At 66.0% G+C, this 15,430-nt stretch carries 12 protein-coding genes; 8 read left to right on the forward strand and 4 right to left on the reverse strand.

Annotation, left to right across the window (positions count from 1 at the left end):
• Nucleotides 1–13: 13 nt before the first annotated feature.
• Nucleotides 14–1,051: a family 8 glycosyl hydrolase gene (locus tag BLO63_RS11445; protein WP_091440509.1), complete on the forward strand. Its 1,038-nt coding sequence runs from the start codon at nucleotides 14–16 to the stop codon at nucleotides 1,049–1,051.
• An 8-nt stretch (nucleotides 1,052–1,059) separates the two neighbouring features.
• Complete coding sequence (locus BLO63_RS11450; RefSeq protein ID WP_244517832.1) at nucleotides 1,060–3,147, forward strand: hypothetical protein; 2,088 nt, start codon at nucleotides 1,060–1,062, stop codon at nucleotides 3,145–3,147.
• A gap of 31 nt (nucleotides 3,148–3,178) precedes the next feature.
• Here the strand turns inward: BLO63_RS11450 and BLO63_RS11455 are convergent, their stop codons facing one another.
• The 3 genes from BLO63_RS11455 to fumC all read right to left on the reverse strand — a co-directional run bounded on the left by BLO63_RS11455 (nucleotide 3,179) and on the right by fumC (nucleotide 7,614).
• Nucleotides 3,179–4,465 (reverse strand): threonine/serine exporter family protein, encoded by a 1,287-nt coding sequence (locus tag BLO63_RS11455; protein WP_091440512.1) that lies wholly within the window; start codon nucleotides 4,463–4,465, stop codon nucleotides 3,179–3,181.
• 1 nt (nucleotide 4,466) lies between these two features.
• Nucleotides 4,467–6,107, reverse strand: a complete 1,641-nt coding sequence (locus BLO63_RS11460) for an NAD-dependent malic enzyme (protein ID WP_091440514.1) — start codon at nucleotides 6,105–6,107, stop codon at nucleotides 4,467–4,469.
• Between the two features lie 94 nt (nucleotides 6,108–6,201).
• The gene (fumC, locus tag BLO63_RS11465; protein ID WP_091440516.1) at nucleotides 6,202–7,614 is read right to left on the reverse strand and encodes a class II fumarate hydratase; all 1,413 of its coding nucleotides are present in this window, start codon (nucleotides 7,612–7,614) and stop codon (nucleotides 6,202–6,204) included.
• A 351-nt stretch (nucleotides 7,615–7,965) separates the two neighbouring features.
• On the opposite strand from fumC, the gene BLO63_RS11470 reads away from it, so the two are divergent.
• The 6 genes from BLO63_RS11470 (at nucleotide 7,966) to BLO63_RS11495 (ending at nucleotide 13,687) form a co-directional block, all read left to right on the forward strand.
• Nucleotides 7,966–8,745: a maleate cis-trans isomerase family protein gene (locus BLO63_RS11470; protein WP_091440519.1), complete on the forward strand. Its 780-nt coding sequence runs from the start codon at nucleotides 7,966–7,968 to the stop codon at nucleotides 8,743–8,745.
• A 605-nt stretch (nucleotides 8,746–9,350) separates the two neighbouring features.
• Nucleotides 9,351–10,445, forward strand: a complete 1,095-nt coding sequence (locus tag BLO63_RS11475) for a mandelate racemase/muconate lactonizing enzyme family protein (protein ID WP_091440520.1) — start codon at nucleotides 9,351–9,353, stop codon at nucleotides 10,443–10,445.
• Between the two features lie 24 nt (nucleotides 10,446–10,469).
• Nucleotides 10,470–11,462, forward strand: coding sequence for a TRAP transporter substrate-binding protein (locus BLO63_RS11480; RefSeq protein WP_091440522.1), 993 nt, complete (start codon nucleotides 10,470–10,472; stop codon nucleotides 11,460–11,462).
• A gap of 77 nt (nucleotides 11,463–11,539) precedes the next feature.
• On the forward strand, nucleotides 11,540–12,130 hold the full coding sequence (locus BLO63_RS11485) for a TRAP transporter small permease (protein WP_091440524.1): 591 nt from the start codon (nucleotides 11,540–11,542) through the stop codon (nucleotides 12,128–12,130).
• Nucleotides 12,127–13,407 carry a TRAP transporter large permease gene (locus tag BLO63_RS11490; RefSeq protein WP_091440526.1) on the forward strand — a complete coding sequence of 427 codons (1,281 nt, stop codon included), beginning with the start codon at nucleotides 12,127–12,129 and terminating at the stop codon, nucleotides 13,405–13,407. The genes BLO63_RS11485 and BLO63_RS11490 overlap by 4 nt, the downstream gene beginning before the upstream one ends.
• Before the next feature lie 25 nt (nucleotides 13,408–13,432).
• Nucleotides 13,433–13,687 carry a hypothetical protein gene (locus tag BLO63_RS11495; RefSeq protein ID WP_244517833.1) on the forward strand — a complete coding sequence of 85 codons (255 nt, stop codon included), beginning with the start codon at nucleotides 13,433–13,435 and terminating at the stop codon, nucleotides 13,685–13,687.
• A 44-nt stretch (nucleotides 13,688–13,731) separates the two neighbouring features.
• Here BLO63_RS11495 and BLO63_RS11500 read toward each other — a convergent pair whose 3' ends face one another.
• The gene (locus tag BLO63_RS11500; RefSeq protein ID WP_091440529.1) at nucleotides 13,732–15,027 is read right to left on the reverse strand and encodes a DUF2254 domain-containing protein; all 1,296 of its coding nucleotides are present in this window, start codon (nucleotides 15,025–15,027) and stop codon (nucleotides 13,732–13,734) included.
• Nucleotides 15,028–15,430: the final 403 nt, after the last annotated feature.

Consider the following 15,430-nt stretch of genomic DNA (forward strand, 5'->3'; position numbering starts at 1 on the left):
CCTTCTTCCGGCGATGCTGCTTCTGGCCGCGCTCGTCGCCTCTGCTGCCTCCGCACGGGCCCAGCCTGGCATGATCTCCCCTGCCGACTGGTCTGACTATGCGGCGCGTTTCGTCGACCCTAGCGGCCGTGTCATCGACGATGCCAATGGCCGCATCAGCCATTCCGAGGGCCAAGGCTACGGCATGTTGCTGGCCTATCTCGCCGGCGACAAAGCGGGTTTCGAACGGATATGGACGTTCACCCGCACCGAACTGCTGATCCGTGACGACGGGTTGGCCGCCTGGCGCTGGGACCCGAACGCGGACCCGCATGTCACGGATATCAACGTCGCCAGCGACGGCGACCTTCTCATCGCCTATGCGCTCGCCCTGGCCGCCCAGGCGTGGAACGTGCCGGACTATGAGCGGAGCGCGGCCCGCATCGCCCAGGCGCTCGGCCAGCAGGTGATCCGTCGCGAAGGCGGGCGGCTTGTGCTGCTGCCGGGCGCGACCGGCTTTTCGGTCGGCGAGCGCCCGGATGGGCCGGTGCTCAACCTGTCCTACTGGATATTCGAGGCCTTTCCGGTGCTTGCCCGCCTGGCGCCCGAGGTGGACTGGGACGGTCTTGCCGCTTCCGGCCGCGAGTTGCTGTCCCTTGCCCGCCTCGGCCCGGCGCGGTTGCCGCCGGACTGGATCTCCGCCCCCGCCGACGGTCCGCTGGAGCCGGCGGAGGGCTTCGAGCCGGTCTTTGGTTACAATTCGTTAAGGATAGTTCTTTACCTTCTGCGGGCTGGCATCGCCGACACCGACGTTCAAAAAGCCATTCTCAACAATTGGATGGTCCAGAATGGCGGGATGCCGGCGATCGTGAATATTCCGACCGGCAAGGCCTTGGCCCGGCTGTCGGAGCCCGGCTACCGGATGCTTGCGGCGACGCTTGCGTGTGCGATCGACGGCTCGGCCATTCCGGCCGACCTGCGGCGCCTGCAACCGAGCCAATATTATCCGTCGACGCTGTATCTCCTGAGCCTTTCGCTGGTGGGTGAGAAATATCCGACATGTCTTCGCTGAGGGTAATCTTGCTGGTCCTGATCGGGGCGGCTGCCGTCCCGGCCATCGGCCAGCAATTCACCTCTCCCTCCTCGTCCGAAGACACCGCCGCCCCCTCCGGCACGACCCCGGCGCCCAAGGTCGATGAATCGGCGCTGCGCTTCTTCGCGGCCCAGGGCGACAGCCAGCGGCTGGAAGCCGAAATGGCGCGCCTGCGGGCGCTTTATCCCAATTGGCAGCCGCCCAAGGACCTGTTCAGTCCGACCCCCGACCAGGATCCGGACCTGGTCCGGCTGTGGCAATTGTTCGCCGAGGGCAAGTTCTCCGACATACGCGCCGCCATCGCCCAGCGTCAGGCGGCGGAGTCCGGCTGGCAGCCGCCAGCCGACCTGCTGACCCGGCTTGATGAGGGCGAGGCTGCCCGCCGGCTGGTCAATGCCGCCGAGGCCAAGCAATGGGCCTCAGTTCTGCGCATCGCCACCGATACGCCCGGCATGCTGGTCTGCGCCAACATGGATGTTCTGTGGCGGGTGGCGGAGGCCTTTGTGCGGACCGACGCGACCGAGCGGGCCAAGGACGTCTACGCCTATATTCTCAGCACCTGCCCCGACCCCAAGGAGCGTCTCGCCACCGCGCAGAAGGCGATGCAGGTGCTCGACGGGCCCGAGCTGGATTCGCTGCTTGCTCTTCAGCGTGCCAAGCCCGACGGTACGCCTGAGTTTGCCAGCCTGCGCGACGATCTTCTGCGCACGCGCGTCGGCCGCGCCGCGCAGGATGCGACCCTCAACGTTTCCGCCGAAGACATCGACGCTTTGGAGCAGGTGGCCCGCAATGGTTCAGCGGCCGACGACGCGCTGGTTCTCGGCTGGTATGTCTTCCGGCGCGGGGATGCCGCCCAGGCGCTCGACTGGTTCAAACTGGCGCTGGATCGTAAGGGTGGGGCTTCGGCCGCCGAGGGCTATGTGCTGGCGCTGGAGGCGACAGGGCGGGCGCTCGAGGCGGAGCCGATCGCCTATCAGTGGCGCGACGCGGGTGCCGACAACCGGACCGCCTATATCGACCTGATGGCCGGCCTGCTTGCCCAATCGCCGCCGCCCCGTCTCGACCAGTCGATCGTCGCCCGGTTCGCCCCTGTTGTATCGCAGGACAAATCCGCAACCGGGGCGCAGGCGCTCGGCTGGTATGCCTACAATACCGGGCAGCTCCGCACCGCTGCCTCCTGGTTCCGCACCGCCGTACAATGGGCGCCGGAGGACGAGACGTCGGCCTTTGGGCTCGCCCTTGCCAGCGCGCGCCTGAAAGACAATGCGACGCTCGACGCCATCGCCGCCACCTGGGCCGGCAAGTCCGAGCGCATCCTGGCGCTGGTGTCGCCGGCGACACGCCGCCAGCTGGCAAGCCGCGCGCCCGCCACCGCCCCGCTTCCGCTGCCGGCGGCATCCGCACCGACGCCCATAGCGCGGCCGGCCGCGGCGGCACCGTCCAGTCCCCCAGCCGCTCCCATGCCGCTCAATGTCGCGGTGAATGACCGGCGTGGCACCAACGAGACGAGCGGCGCGCCGGCATCGTCGGCCGGCCGTGGGCACACGTCTTGCGCGAGCACCGGCGACGCGGCTTTCCGCGCCGGCCGCCTTTCGGCCGAGGATGCCGTGGGGCGCGGCTGGTGCCTGCTCGATCTCGACCGCCCGAGGGAGGCCATCGATGCGTTCGACATCGGCCTCCGCAACGGCGCGGGCCGGACGGCGGAAGATGCGGCCTACGGCAAGTCCTTGGCCTATCTGCGGCTGGGCCTGACCAATCAGGCGCAGGTGGCGGCGGTTGAGACCGCCCAGCCGCCTGCCCGTGCGGTCGAACTGAGCGTCGATCTTCTCACCCAGCGGGCGATCGCCGCCTATCGCGATGCCCGCTATGTCGAGGCGATCCTGGCGCTGGACGAGCGCAACCGCCTCGCGCCCGAGCAGCAGGACCTGATGATGATCCGCGCCTGGTGCTATTTCAAGCTCAGGGACTTTGCGTCCGCCGGCCGGATCTTCAAGGCTCTGCGCGCGGCCGGCTATGCGGAGGCCGGTGCCGGCATCAACGCCATCATGGCCGTCACGCGCCAATGGCGCAGCTGAACCGCTACCGCCTGCCTCGCTAAGCCAGTGCTCAGCGGCGAGCGGCCGGTGCCACGCCCGACCACACCGGGAAAAGGTGTTCCAGCATCATCTTGGGCACGATGAGGCCGAAGGCCATCGCCAGCAGGATCATCGCCGCCGTGGTGGCATCGATCACCAGCGGCACCAGCAGCGCCGGATTTGCCGCCTCGCCGGCGCTCATCAGCGTCACCAGGCCCGCCGCCAGTCGGAACAGGAAGGCGCCCGGAAGCAGCGAGACGACCGAGGCGAAGGCGACGGCGGCGAAGGGCAGATGGAGGCGGTTGGCGACCGGGGTCACGATCACGCCGACCAGTAGACAGGCGATGAAGGCGCCGCCCGCCACGCTCGCTCCATCCGCCAGCGCCAGCCAGCGGCTGGCATGCGCCAGCATGCCGATGGCGATCGGGATCGCCAGCGTGCGCCAGGGCATCGAGAAGAATGTGCCATAGGCCGCCACGGCGACGCCCGCCGCCAGCATGTCGATCAGCAGCGGCACCGCCACAACAGCGCTGGGCCGGGGCAGGCTTTCCCGGCCGAGCGCCAGCCCGGCGATAAGGCCGGTGCAGATGACCAGGATGATGAGCCCGGCAAAGCTGAATCGGGCCACGCCGAGAGCAATGCGCAGCCGTGCCAGATCGAGCGCGCCATTGAGCAGATGCGGGCCCGGCACCAGGATCATGCAGGGGCACAGCGCAATGAGATAGGGATCGGCGTCCGGCAGCAGCCGCGAGGCCAGCGCGGCGATGACGCCGGCCAGCAGGGCGGCGCAAAGCGGCTGGGTGAGAAAATTGGCCGAGATATGGGCGAGGCTGCGACGCGCGGCGCCGCCGGCGCAGGCGCTGAAGAAGGTGATCAGAAGCGTGGCGGTGTCGCTGGCACCGAAGATGATCCCAAGGGCGGCAGCTCCCGCGCCGTTCATGGCGATCGTGCGCAGCACCGAAACCGGCGCCACCTTGTCGACCTTCGCCAGCGCCTGCAGCGCCTGCCGGGCATCCATGCGCCCGGCGGCCACCGCATCGACGATGTTGAGGGTCAGCGTCACCTTGTTCATTTCGACGCCCGCCGGTGCCGCCGCCACCGTCTCCACAACCGGGCTGCCGGGAAGCGCATCGCCCTCGATCCGCAGCACGATCTCGCCCCAGGCGGGCAGCACCGAAATTGTCAGGCCGAAGGCCCGGCCGAGCCGCTCCACGGTTTCGATCAGGCGTTCGGTGGTCAGCCCGTTGGCGTAGAGCAGCCGGGCGACGGCGGAGGCGACGGCGACGGGTTCACCCGCCGCCCTCCTTGGCGCTGCCATGTCAGATGGCGGGGTAGCGGGGGATATAGGCGAGCTCATTGATATGCGCTTCGATGTCGGCGGGGCGGGGCACCCGGGCGAGGCCCTTGTCGAAGATGAGCTCGGCGATGCGCGCCGCCACATGCAGCGACGCTTTGCGGATATCGCGCTGCGGCGGATAGATGAGACCCAGCGCGAGGTCGTCCGGCGTCACCTGCTCGGCCACCGCCTTGGCGGCGACGATGAACATGTCCTCGGTGACGCGGGTCGACTGGGTGGCGAGCACGGCCATGCCCATGGCGGGGAAGATGTAGACATTGTTGCCCTGGCCCGGCACGAACCGCTTGCCGCCGAACTCTACCGGCGGAAACGGGCTGCCGCTGGCGAAGATCGCCTGGCCATTGGACCATTTATAGGCTTCCTCTGCCGTGCATTCCGAACGCGAGGTGGGGTTCGAGTAGGGGAAGATGATCGGCCGGGCGTTTATCTTCGCCATCGCCTCGATCACCGCCTGGTTGAACAGCTTCGGCACGGTGCTGACGCCGACGATCCCCGTCGGCCGGATCGCCTCGATCGCCTCGACGAAAGAGGAGACCGGCGCGTGGTCGTGGGCGAAGGGCTTCTGGAACCCGGCAATGTCGGTGCGCGAATTGACCATCAGCCCGTTGACGTCGAACAGCCAGTTGCGGGCCCGGGCTTCCTCGACGGTCGCGCCTTCGAGCACCATGGCCTGGCTGATCAGCTCGGCAATGCCGGTCGCCGCCGAGCCGCCGCCGAGGAAGAGGAAGGTCTGGTCGGTGAGCTTCTCGCCGGAGAGCTTCAGTGCCCCGTAGATGCCGGCCACGGCGACCGCCGCGGTGCCCTGGATATCGTCATTATAGGTGCAGATCTGGTCGCGGTAGCGCTCCAGGATCGGCACGGCATTGATATTGGCGAAGTCCTCCCACTGCAGGCAGCACAGGGGGAACAGCTCGGTCACCGCCTCCACGAACTCGGCGATGAAGGCGTCGTACTCCGCGCCCCGCACGCGGTTCTGGCGCAGGCCGAGATAGAGCGGATCGTCGAGCAGCGTGCCGTTATTGGTGCCGACATCAAGGGTGATCGGCAGCGTCATTTCCGGTGGCACGCCGGCGCAGACGGAGTAGAGCGCGAGCTTGCCGACCGGAATGCCCATGCCGTTGACCCCGAGGTCGCCGAGCCCGAGAATTCGCTCGCCATCGGTCACGACGATGAAGCGCACATCCGGATGCGGCCAGTGCGACAGCACCTCCTTCAGGCGTCCCTTCATGGTGATCGGCAGGTACATGCCACGCGTCGCGCGCAGCACATGGTCGTATTTCTGGCAGGCCTCGCCGACGGTCGGGGTATAGACCAGCGGCATGAACACCGCAGGGTCGGACATCAGCACCGCATAGTACAGCGTCTCGTTGCGGGCCTGCAGGTCGCTGAGCAGCAGGTATTTCTGCAGGTCGTTGTCGAGGATCGACAGCTGCAGGTGAATGCGGGCGACCTGCGTCTCCAGCGTATCGGCCATCGGCGGCAGGAAGCCTTCGAGGCCGAGCCGCGCCCGATCCTCGCTGGAGAACGCGCTGCCGCGGTTGAAGACGGGATCGTGCAGCAGGGACGGACCGCTCGTGGCGGGCTGGGTGCCGGACTGCGACATGGCTTGGTTCTCCAGGAGGACGCTTGGAAAGGCTTGAAGCTGCAGGGGCCCGGCAACGCCGCGCGGGCGCCGCCGGGCGATATCCGGAAAGGCCTCAGCCGTCCTGTTCCTTGGCGACGTAGGGCTTCACCATCTTCGCGGGATCGACCACCCGCATGAACTCCTCCTCGGTCACGAAGCCGAGTTCGAGCGCGGCTTCTTTAAGCGAGAGGTCGTTGTCCATCGCGTGATGGGCGATCTTCGACGCACGATCATAGCCGATCACCGGCGCCAACGCTGTGACAAGCATCAGCGAGCGGTCGACATAGGACTGGATGCGCTTGAGGTTCGGCTTGGTCCCTTCGACCAGGAACCTGCGGAAATTGGTGCATCCGTCGGTGGCGATGGCGATGGAGTGCATGATGTTGAAGATCATCAGCGGCTTGTAGACGTTCATCTCCAGATAGCCGCTGGCGCCGCCGACGCCGACGCTGACATCATTGCCCATCATCTGCACGGCGATCATGGTCAGCGCCTCGGCCTGGGTCGGGTTGACCTTGCCGGGCATGATCGAGGAACCGGGCTCGTTCTCCGGGATGATCAGCTCGGCGAAGCCGGCGCGCGGGCCGCAGGACATCAGCCGGATATCGTTGGCGATCTTGTAGAGCGAGACCGCCACCGTGCGCAGCGTGCCGGAAAACTGCACCAGCGCGTCATGCGCGCCCTGCACGGTGAACTTGTTCGGCGCCGTCACATAGGGCAGGCCGGTGAGGGTGGCGATTTCCGCCGCCACCGCCTCGGCGAAGCCCGGCGCCGCATTGATGCCGGTGCCGACCGCCGTGCCGCCGAGCGCGAGGCGATAGACGTCGCCGAGCGCGGCCTCAAGGCGCGCCACGTCGTCGGCTAGCATGCCGGCATAGCCCGACCATTCCTGGCCCAGCGTGATCGGCGTCGCGTCCTGCATGTGGGTGCGGCCGATCTTGACGATATCCGCCCATTCTTCCGCCTTGGCGGTGATGGCGCCCTCAAGCGCCTTGAGAGCCGGGATCAGGCGCTGGGTCGCGTTCACCCCGACGGCGATGTGCATCGCCGAGGGGAACGAGTCGTTGGACGACTGCGACATGTTCACATGGTCGTTCGGGTGAACCGGCGCCTTGCTGCCGAGCGGGGTGCCGGCGAGCTGGCAGCAGCGGTTGGAGATCACCTCGTTGACGTTCATGTTGAACTGGGTGCCGCTGCCGGTCATCCACACATGCAGCGGAAACATGTCGTGATGCTGGCCGGCGAGAATTTCGTCGCACACCGTCACGATGAGCTTGAACGCCTCGTCGGGCAGGCGGCCGCCGGCGTGATTGGCCCGCGCCGCTCCCTTTTTCAGGAGCGCATAGGCGGTGATCATTTCGCGCGGCATCAGGTCCTTGCCGATGCTGAAATGCTCGAGCGAGCGCTGCGTCTGGGCGCCCCAGAGCTTGTCGGCCGGGACCTGGACTTCGCCCAGGCTGTCGGTTTCTTGGCGGAAATCAGACATGTGGAACCTTCTGGTGGCCGAAGCCTCGGCCCAAGATCAGCGACGAGGTGAGGTGGGATATCCTACCTCCCACGCGGGCCTTGCCCAAAGCTCTCTGACTTCGCCACAGCCTGTCAAGGAAACCGATCCGGGTCCGGCGGGGAGGGCGGAAAGGCCCTTGCCGGCTGCCCCGGTCCGTTGCGTCAGCCTGCCCTTCAGGAGCATATCTTGATAAGGCAATTCTATTCAATAGATTTGATAATACTAATGTTGGCTATGGGGCGTAGCGTATTTGTAATTCTGAGTAAAAGAAGTATCGTCTAAAGAATGATTTATCTCCTTTGCACTGAATGATGGACGGGCAGCGCCGCGATGACGAGACTTTCTGGAGCCGAAGCGAGCCCCACTTTCGCCTATGACGGCTACGCTACACTCGGGCGCATCGGTCTTATCTATATCGCCTCCAGCGTGGTGATGGATGCGGAGATGGCCGCGATGGCGGCGCCCGGTCTTGCCGTGCACACCACGCGCCTGCGCCTGCCCAAGGTCACGCTCGAAGGGATCGACGCGATGATGACCGCGCCGGAGCTTGAGCAGTCCGCCCGCCTGGTCGGCTCGGCGCCCATTGACGCGCTGTGCTTCGGCGGCACCAGCGCCTCCTTCGTCTATGGCACCGCCTATGACAAGGCGCTGATCGCGCGCATGGAAGGCTGGGCGCCCGGCCCGCGGGTGACGACCGCGTCCACCGCCTCGCTGGCGGCGCTGGCGGCGGTGAAGGCCGGCCCGGTGGCGCTGGCGACGCCCTATGTCGATGCCATCCACCAGCGCGCGATCAACTTCCTCGGCTCCAATGGCCATCCGGTGCTGCGGCACGGCAATCTTGGTATCGACGAGGACCACGCCCTGGCGGAGGTGCCGCTGGAGAAGGTCTATGACCTCGTCTGCTCGGTCGACCATCCCGATGCTACCGCGATCTTCATCAGCTGCACCAATTTCCGCTCGGTCGGCGTGATCGCGGCCCTGGAGACGGCGCTCGGCAAGCCGGTGATTTCGGCGGTTCAGGCGTCCTTCTGGCATTGCCTCGAGATCACCGGCATCCAGGGAGCGCGCCCCGGCTACGGCCAGTTGCTGGACAACCGGCTCGCTCGATGAGCGGAGCGCGTAGGATAGATCCATCCAATGCAATGCAGCGAATAAATATATTTTATTGATAGCCTGCAAGACGGCACGCTGCCCACCTCATGTCTCGGTGCGGCGGATCGGCCCGCCGGATGCCGGGCGTGTATTTCAAGTAATAAGTCCACAAGATCAAATTATTCTCATCTTCAATGTGTCAGGCTCTGAACGTTATGGCGTTCGGAGTTTTCATTGTTGCTTTATAAGAACTAGTGGTCTAATTGCCAAGATATGAAACAAGTCTATGTCCATAAAATAGACAACTGCACAAATTTAATGTGATGGGTCAGGGTATCAGTATTTATACTTGACGAAGCGGCATCGTTCTCCAAAATCAGCGACACAAGAGAGGTGTCGCCATGCTTGAGATGTCCGCTCGGCAGATCGGAACGCTCATCGGCCGCGAGCAAGTGTCGCCGCTGGACCTAGAACGCGCGGGTTTTGTGCGGTTCGAGGCGGTGCTCCCTTAGGTCAATGCCTTTCGCCGTCAGCGCCGGGTAGGTGACGCAAGCGCTTCGTCTTGCGCCCGGCAGCCCGGGCCGTGGCCGCGCTGAAGCTCATGAGTCACTGGAGAGCAGGTTTTGCAGATCAAGGACGTGCGCGTCAGCGTGCATCGGTTCAAGAATTCGGTGCCGCTGATCAACAAGCCGATCGAGGATGATTTCCGCATCATCTGCGAGATCGAGACCGACGAAGGGCATGTCGGCGTCGGCATGGCGTCGCGCTTCCTCTGGCACGGGGTGGCGGCGATCGTTGAGAAGCATCTCGGCCCGGCGATCATCGGCATGGACCCGCGCGATCTTGAGAAGATCCACGCCCGGCTGCAGCCGCTGATCTCCGAGCGCGGCGCGATGACCGGCATCAACCTGGCCGGCCTGTCCTGCGTCGACCTCGCGCTCTGGGACGTGATCGGCAAGGCCAGCAACCAGACCGTTGCCCAGATGCTCGGCGGCGCCAAGGATTATGCCGACGCCTATGTCACCTATGGCTTCGGTGCCTTCGAGACCGAGCACCTGATCGAGATGGCGCGGATACTGATCGGCAAGGGGCATACGCGCCTGAAGATGCTGGTCGGCACCGGCCGGGGCCTGGTCGCAGATGCCCGCCGCGTCGCCGCCGTCCGCGAGGCGGTGGGCGAGGACATCCTGCTTGCGGTCGACGCCAATGAGAGCCTGCGGGCGGAAGAAGCGCTGCGCATCGCCAAGATGATTGAGCCCTATAACATCGCCTGGTTCGAGGACCCCCTGCAGCGTGTCGATGCCCGCGATCTCGGCAATATGCGTAAGCGCACCAGCATCCCGCTCTCCGCCGGGCAGATGGATGGGCATTCGCTGCGCTTCCGCGAATGGATCGAGCATGACGCGATCGACATCTTCATGCCGAACAGCATGTATAATGGCGGGATGACCGAGACCCGCCGGGTCGCTCATCTCTCCCAGATCTACAACAAGCCCTTGTCCGACGCCGGTGGCGGCGGCGTGTGGTGCGTTCATCACGTCGCCGGGTTTCGAAACGGCACGCTGGCGGAAATCCACCTCGGCACCGAGCAGGTGGAGGAGCAGATGTTCGTCGACCCGCCTCGGGCGGTGAACGGACGGATCGCCATACCGGCCGCGCCAGGCTTCGGCGTCACGCTCGACAGGGATGTCCTCAAGGAAACGCTCGTCAGCGCCTGACGGGCCAACGCAGGAGACTGAGTAATGACACGCCGCCTCACGTCCAGTGCCGTGCTCGCAGCCCTCGCTCTCGGCGCGGCCCTCTTCACCGCCCCCGCGAGTGCCCAGCCGCTGCATCTTAAGATCGCCAGCCCGTCGCCGGCCGGCGGCTTCGATACCGTCATGGCGCAGAAGATCGCCGACAAGATGAAGGCCAAGCTTGGCGACCAGTTCACCTATGAGCTGTTCGACAATGCCACCATCGGCGACGAAGTCGTCCACATGCAGCAGGTGCGCACCGGCCAGATCGACATGACGCCGCTCGGCTCGGACGCCGTGACCCTCGACCCGGTATGGGCGGTGTTCGACATGCCGTTCATCTTCGCCGACCGCGCGGCGGTGGCCAAGGCGCTCGACGGCCCGTTCGGGCAGGAGCTTGCCGCTTCCATGCGCGAGAAGGCCGGCCTCGAAGTGCTGGCTTTCGGTGAAATCGGCTTCCGCCAGATCACCAACAGCGTCCGGCCGATCAAGACCCCGGCCGATTTCAAGGGGATGAAGATCCGCGTGCCGGGCAGCGAAACCCGCATGCTGACCTTCAAGACCCTCGGCGCGACCCCGGTCAACATGAACTTCGGCGAGGTGTTCCTCGCCCTGCAGAACAAGACCATCGACGGGCAGGAGAACCCGCTGAACGACATCGTCGAGCGCTCGCTCAACGAGGTCCAGCCCTACATCTCGATCTCCAACCACGTCTACACGCCCGTCACCTTCGTGATGAACGCCCGCAAGTTCGCCGCTCTCCCCGACGAACAGAAGGCGATGCTGAAGGAAGCCGCGCTGGAATCCGCCAAGGAGATCCGCGAACTCGGCGCGGTGAAGGATGTCGAGCTCCTGGCCAAGCTGAAGGCGGCCGGCAAGAACGAGATCATCGAGATCGATCGCGCCTCGTTCGTCGCCGCCTCGCAGCCGCTCTACGAACAGATCGGCGCCATCGCCGGTGGCACCTACGCCGCCGACCTGCTGAAGGCCGTCAAGTAGCGGCACCCGGCCCCGCGCATCAGTGGCGTCCGGCCGCATGTCGCGCCGCCGGGCGTCTTCTCTCAGGAACGGATGCGATGTCCTTGCCCGCCCAGCCCACCCCCATCGACGAAGACCTCCGCCGCCAGTTGGAGGAGGCCGAATTCGAGGTCGAGCTCGGACAGAACGAACGGGGCCTCGACGCCTGGATCAACGGCATTGCCGGCGCGCTCGGGGCGGCGACGCTGGCGGTCATCACCCTTCTCGTCTTCACCAATGGCTCGCTGCGCTACCTCTTCAATTCCGGCATCATCTGGGCGGATGAGATCGTGATCGCGCTTGTTCCCTGGCTCACCATGATCGGCATGTTCCTGTCGGTGCGCCGGCGGGAGATCATCCGCATCACCCATTTCGCCAATCGCCTGCCGGAGCGGGTCCGCCGCCTCATCAATGCCTTCGCCGATCTGCTCTCGGCGGCCTCCTTCGCCTATCTCGCCTTCTTCTCGTTGGATTATTTCGCGCTGTTCGGCGGCGACAAGACGATCTACCTCAAGATCCCGAAGGGCTGGTTCGTCTCGGCGATGGTCATCGGCTCGGTGTTGCTCGCCCTTGCCTTCCTGGTGGATTTCCTGCGCAGCCTGCGCGCCCCGCGCGCCGCGCCGGTCTCCGAGGAGGGGGCGGCACGATGACCGGCGCCCTGATTGCCATCGGCATTCTGCTCTGCCTCCTCGTGCTCGGCGTGCCGATGATCGCGGCGCTGCTGACGGCGGTTGCGCTGCTGCTTTATCTCAGCGGCCAGTGGGGCCTGTCGCTGCCGCAGACCATGGTGGCGGGAATGTCCAGCTACACGCTGCTGGCGCTGCCGCTGTTCGTCTATGCCGGCAGCCTGATGAACTCCGGCGGCATCGCCGTGCGCCTGTTCGACTTCGCCCGCTCGCTGATCGGCTGGACCAAGGGCGGGTTGGCGCAGGTGGACGTGCTGACCAGCATCTTCTTCGGCGGCATGGTGGGCTCGTCGGCGGCCGATCTTGCCGGCACCGGATCGGTGATGATCCCGGCGATGAAGCGGCATGGCTATTCCGGCGCTTTGGCCTCCGCCGTCACCGCATCGTCCTCCGGCGTCGGGCCGCTGATCCCACCGTCTTCGCCGGCCATTCTCTACAGCGCGGTCACCGGCACCTCGCTCAGCGCGCTGTTTCTGGCCGGCCTCATTCCCGGCCTGCTGCTGGGCCTCGTCTTCATGCTCACCATTGCGTGGCTGGCGCGGCGGCACGGCTATCCCACCTATGGCCGCTTCTCCCTGCGGGAGGTGTGGAAGACCGGCCTTGCCGCCGCCTTCGCGCTCGGCATGCCGGGGCTGATCATTGGCGGGCTGGTGGTCGGCGCCTTCACCCCGTCGGAGGCCGGCGCGTTCGGGGCGTTCTATGCCGCCTTCGTCTCCTGCGCGATCTATCGCACGCTCAACCTCAAGGGCCTCTACCGCGCCACCGTGGCCGCGGTGCAGATGACCGGCGAACTGCTGGGCATTGTCGCCTTGTCGGTGGCGCTCGGCAGCGCCCTGTCGGCCGCCCATGTGCCGCAGGCCTTCACCGGCCTCATCGACCTTCTCACCATCGGCGACAGCGTGTTCATGCGCCTGCTGGCGATGATGATTATAGCCGTTATCGCCGGCATGTTCATCGACCCGCTGATCCCCGTGCTGGTGCCGGTGCTGATGCCGGCGCTGCTGGCCTACGGGATCGACCTCACCCATTTCGGCGTGCTGATGATCATGGCGGTGGTGATCGGCCAGATCACGCCGCCGGTGGCGATGTCGCTCATCATCACCGCCCGCATCGCCAAGGTCGACCAATGGCAGGTGTTCCGGGCCAACATGCCGTTCTTCATCATCACGCTGGCGTTCACGCTTGTGCTGATCGCGGTGCCGGGGCTCTCGACATGGCTGCCCGCCTATATGCAGGACTGAGCGGGACAGCGTCGCAATGGAAGGAGTGTCGGGCTTGAAAGACGAATGGGCGATCATGAACTGGGTCAAGCGCGGCAATGTCCGCTCGAAGATCTGGGCGATTCTCCCGGTGGAGACCGCCGCCGTCCTGCCGCGCATCGACGACACCGGCTATTGGGAGGATTTCCGCCGCCTTCCGGCGCAGCGCTTCGCCGGCCATGCCGCCGCTGCCGAGGCGATCGAGTCGGACGGATTCTGCTTCATCACCGAAGCCCTGGCCATCGGCCCGCTGGTCAACTGAGGCGGCGTCGGGCATCCCGGCACGCGGACTGGCGGGGAAGCAGCTTAGCCACGCCCTCCATCGAATGATCTGAGCGTGGTCCGGCTCTCCGCCTCGATCGCGCTGCCAAGCGCCCGCAAGGCCTCTCGCGCACCGGGACCGGCCTTGGCGCCCAGCTCCGCCGTCGCGGCCACGAGCTGGCGCACCACGTCCGGATCGTTCATCCCATAGCGCGCGATCGCCGCGAGAGCAGGGCAGGCGAACTCCTGCAGCGAGCTCACCGGCGTGATCACGCGCAGGTGCCCGTCCTCGTCCGCCCGCACCGGCGAGGGCAATTCCCGTTCGGCCAGCGCGCACAGCGCCTGCGCCAGCCTGTCAATGCAGTAGAGCGCGGTCGTCGGGTCGTTGATGCCGGGCGAGAGCGCGCGCTGGGCAATCTCGACGAACCGGCGCAGCGAGAAATGCAGGTCCTGCGTCGGCGTGCGGTCCACTCCCACCACGAACGCCTCGCGCAATAGGTCGAGGACCTCGTCGGGCGCGCGGGCGCGGGGAGCGGCCCGCAGAAGCGCGTCCCGTTCGGTGACAAACCGACCCGGCGGAGCGTCGACGCTCACTATGAGATCGTGTTCGATGGCGATGCGCATCAGCGCCGCTTCGTCGAGGCGCTGCACATAGCCGCTTCCGGGGATAAAAACGGCGTTCGAATCCGCCGCCAGCTCCCGTAGCAGCCCGGCCGGGGCATGGGCGTCACGCGGGTTCGGCTCCTGCCCCAGCTGGGTGGGATAAAGCCGGTCGATCGCGGCCTGCGTCTCCCGTGCCAGCTCGGCCAGCACCGTCTCGATGCGGATCGAGTTGGCGATGTGGTGGATGAAATAGATGAGCACGGCAAGGCTAAGCGTTGCCAGCACCACGCCGAAGGTGACGGAGATATGCGGGACGAAGCTCGATTCCTCGGTGCCCCGCACGGTACGCAGGACCAGCAGGCAGTACAGGAACGTGCTGGTGAAGGTGCCGAGCACCAGCTGGTTGCCCCGATCGCTCATGAAGCTGCGCAGCAGCCGGGGACCGAACTGCGACGAGGCAAGCTGAAGCGTCAGCATGGTCATTGAGAAGGTGAGGCCGGCCACCGTGATCATCGAGCCCGCGACCGCCGAGAGCACGGCGCGCGCGCCTTCCGGCCCGAAGCCGTAGAGCCAGCCCAGGCGCTCGATCACTCCGTCGTCCAGCGAGGTGTCGACCCACACCAGGGCGAAAGAGAGCGCGGCAGCGCCCGCCGCCATCGTCGAGGGCAGGAACCAGAAGCTGGAGCGCAGGCGATCCCACACGCCCAGCAGCCAAGTCGGCAATGACAGATGTTCCATGCTCACCCCCACCCATCAATCACCAGGGCACCATTTGGTTCCGGCGCGACAGCGTGCTTGGCCGCCCCGGGAGCCGGGCTTGGCGAAAGGGGCAAAGTCCTTCTTCATCCTTGAAAATAATCGGGCACCGGAGCGCCGGGCAGGAGTTCACCGCTATCTCGCTACCGGCTAGAACGTCGTTGCTGCGGATGGAGCACGATAGGCCGGATACCCCTACAATCCTCCTGCTCGGGCATAAGGCGACCCTTCACGAATCCCTCTCGCCGATCCGGATCCGAGCCCTTCTCGGCGAGGCGGCGCTGCGGGGTGTCAGGGTGGTCCTGGCCCGTAGTGCCGATTGCGACGTTTCCACCGGGCGGATAAGGGCCAATGAGTTCGTGGCAGGGGCCTGGACGGGCGTGGA

This window comes from Ancylobacter rudongensis, from assembly GCF_900100155.1.
Lineage (GTDB): Bacteria > Pseudomonadota > Alphaproteobacteria > Rhizobiales > Xanthobacteraceae > Ancylobacter > Ancylobacter rudongensis.

Excerpts from the sequence above, each read along its gene's own strand:
- BLO63_RS11445 (WP_091440509.1), top strand. The coding sequence starts at position 14 with ATGCTGCTTCTGGCCGCGCTCGTCGCCTCTGCTGCCTCCGCACGGGCC.
- BLO63_RS11455 (WP_091440512.1), bottom strand. The coding sequence starts at position 4,465 with ATGGCAGCGCCAAGGAGGGCGGCGGGTGAACCCGTCGCCGTCGCCTCC.
- BLO63_RS11460 (WP_091440514.1), bottom strand. The coding sequence starts at position 6,107 with ATGTCGCAGTCCGGCACCCAGCCCGCCACGAGCGGTCCGTCCCTGCTG.
- fumC (WP_091440516.1), bottom strand. The coding sequence starts at position 7,614 with ATGTCTGATTTCCGCCAAGAAACCGACAGCCTGGGCGAAGTCCAGGTC.
- BLO63_RS11470 (WP_091440519.1), top strand. The coding sequence starts at position 7,966 with ATGACGAGACTTTCTGGAGCCGAAGCGAGCCCCACTTTCGCCTATGAC.
- BLO63_RS11480 (WP_091440522.1), top strand. The coding sequence starts at position 10,470 with ATGACACGCCGCCTCACGTCCAGTGCCGTGCTCGCAGCCCTCGCTCTC.
- BLO63_RS11485 (WP_091440524.1), top strand. The coding sequence starts at position 11,540 with ATGTCCTTGCCCGCCCAGCCCACCCCCATCGACGAAGACCTCCGCCGC.
- BLO63_RS11490 (WP_091440526.1), top strand. The coding sequence starts at position 12,127 with ATGACCGGCGCCCTGATTGCCATCGGCATTCTGCTCTGCCTCCTCGTG.
- BLO63_RS11500 (WP_091440529.1), bottom strand. The coding sequence starts at position 15,027 with ATGGAACATCTGTCATTGCCGACTTGGCTGCTGGGCGTGTGGGATCGC.